General features: G+C 38.3%; 3 protein-coding genes. 1 reads left to right on the forward strand and 2 read right to left on the reverse strand.

Translation table 11 applies throughout. From position 1 onward, the window contains the following. Positions 1–31: 31 nt before the first annotated feature. Complete coding sequence (locus tag A5875_RS03905) at positions 32–901, forward strand: aldose 1-epimerase family protein (protein ID WP_088932394.1); 870 nt, start codon at positions 32–34, stop codon at positions 899–901. Between the two features lie 75 nt (positions 902–976). On the opposite strand, the gene A5875_RS03910 is transcribed toward A5875_RS03905, so the two are convergent. Both A5875_RS03910 and plsY read right to left on the reverse strand, forming a co-directional pair. Next, positions 977–1,591: an NUDIX hydrolase N-terminal domain-containing protein gene (locus tag A5875_RS03910; protein ID WP_088932395.1), complete on the reverse strand. Its 615-nt coding sequence runs from the start codon at positions 1,589–1,591 to the stop codon at positions 977–979. After that, positions 1,592–2,188 (reverse strand): glycerol-3-phosphate 1-O-acyltransferase PlsY (gene plsY, locus A5875_RS03915; RefSeq protein WP_088932396.1); only part of this gene is annotated, 597 nt, incomplete at its 5' end.

The raw sequence follows: 2,188 nt of genomic DNA on the forward strand, positions 1-2,188 counted from the left end.
CAATTAAATAGAAGCAAGGAGTGGGGTATTTATGTCAGTGATAATCAGCAATGATTTCTTGCAAGCAACGATCAATGAAAAAGGCGCGGAACTTACAAGTTTACGAGCCAATGAGATCGAGTATATTTGGCAGGCGGATCCGAAATACTGGAATCGTCATGCACCGTTTCTATTTCCATTTGTAGGTCGTCTAAAGGATAATCAATATACGTATAAAGGTCAAACTTATCCTATGGGTCAACATGGCTTTGCTCGTGACAAGAATTTTCAAGTTATCGAGCAAACTAAGGATAAAGCGACTTTCCTGTTAGAAAGCGACGAGGAAACAAAAAAGGTTTATCCGTTTGATTTCGCCTTAACTATCAGTTATGAAATCTGGGGTGAAGGTGTACGTATTCGTTTCAATGTAGAAAATACTGGGACAGAAGAAATGATTTTTGCTCTTGGCGGCCATCCTGCATTCAACATTCCATTAACCAATGATTTAAGTTTTGAAGATTACTTTATCGCTTTTTCTCCTCAAAAATCACGAGTGAAAATACCTTTAGAGGGGCCTTATGCAAATTTGGATCAAAAAACGATTGGTCAAACTAATACAAATATCCAATTAAGCCGTGAATTGTTTAAAGAAGACGCCTTAATTTTTGAAACACGTGGTCTAAATGCCTATACCTTAGGAAGTGAAGAGTCTTCACATAGCGTGACCTTAGCTTATAATAATATTCCTTATGTAGGCCTATGGTCTCCATATCCGACTGAAGCACCATTTGTTTGTATCGAGCCTTGGTGGGGCTTTGCGGACACAGTAGACAGCACTGGACGACTAGAGGATAAAGAAGGTATGAATCGTTTAGCTGTAAATGAAAACTTCAAAACAGAATTCTCAATTACTGTTAGCTAAAATAGTTGATAAAATAAACCGCTCCGAAAATTATAAATTTCAGAGCGGTTTATTTTTCGTGAAAAACTAGCGATTTTAATCGAAGGGCACAGACCATTGATTCCTTTTATGAGCTTCAAAGCATAGCTTTATTTGCTCTTTTGTAGTTTTTTCCTCAGCTAACTGAGGCAGAGTGTTTTCATCAAACCAGTCAATTTGGATTGTTTCAATATTCTCGACAAAGTCCCCGCTAAGCACCCGACATTCAATAAAGATTTTACAAATATTATATGCATAGCGTGGTGGATTATGTTTGTTGCGGTCTTGAATAGCAATTACCTTCAACGCTTCGACGGTCAATCCTGTCTCTTCTAACGTTTCCTTAACAGCATTTTCTTTAATCGATTGATCGAAATCAACCCAGCCGCCAGGCAAGGACCAAAGTTCATTTTTTTCTTGTACTAACAAAATTTTATTATTTTCAAATATGGCTGCTCGTGTATCTAATTTTGGAGTTGGATATCCGAAATCTTCAGCAAAGAGTTTTCTTAGTTTCGGAACAGGAATTGGAGATTGGACTGCTAACATCTCTGTAGCGATGGTGCGAATACGTTCGAATCGTTCTTGGTCAAAAGGATCCTTTGTATAAGCTAGTCCTGCTTGTGCCAAAGCTTGAAGTTCGATTGCCCAGTCTAAGAGTTGTTCTTCCATCTAATTCTCCTTCTTATTCAATCCAAAAGAAACCCGATTTTCTGTTCCAGCTTTGATCCGCTGAATATTTTCCTTGTGACGATAAACAATGTAGCAAGTTAAGACAAAACAGATTATCGTCAGCAGCCAGTTGTGTGTCGGTAGAATCGTTGGCCAGATGTAAGGCAGAATGATAGAAGATAGTGTGACAAAAATAGCCGAAGCAATACTTGCTGCACTGACCATACTAGTGATATAAAGAACAATCAGGAAAAAGATCAAAGAATAGAAAAAGAATAAAGGCGCAAATGCCAGCAGCATTCCTGCGCTAGTTGCAACGGCTTTTCCACCTTTAAAACCAGCAAAAACAGGTAATGTATGTCCGATGACTGCGACCAAACCAAACCACAATGGATTAATATCTACATGAAAAATTATAGGCAGAGCGGTTGCCAGAGAGCCTTTCAATAAATCCATAGCAAAAACAACAAATCCTGCTGTTCTTCCTAACACCCGAAATGTATTGGTAGTTCCTGAATTGCCGCTACCAAATTCACGAATGTCTTTCTTAAAAAAAAGTTTTCCAATCCAAATACCAGATGGAATAGAGCCTAGAAG

This window comes from Enterococcus sp. 3H8_DIV0648, assembly GCF_002140655.1.
GTDB lineage: Bacteria > Bacillota > Bacilli > Lactobacillales > Enterococcaceae > Enterococcus_A > Enterococcus_A hulanensis.

Coding starts and splice junctions, on each gene's coding strand:
- A5875_RS03910 (WP_088932395.1), bottom strand. CDS start 1,591: ATGGAAGAACAACTCTTAGACTGGGCAATCGAACTTCAAGCTTTGGCA.
- A5875_RS03905 (WP_088932394.1), top strand. CDS start 32: ATGTCAGTGATAATCAGCAATGATTTCTTGCAAGCAACGATCAATGAA.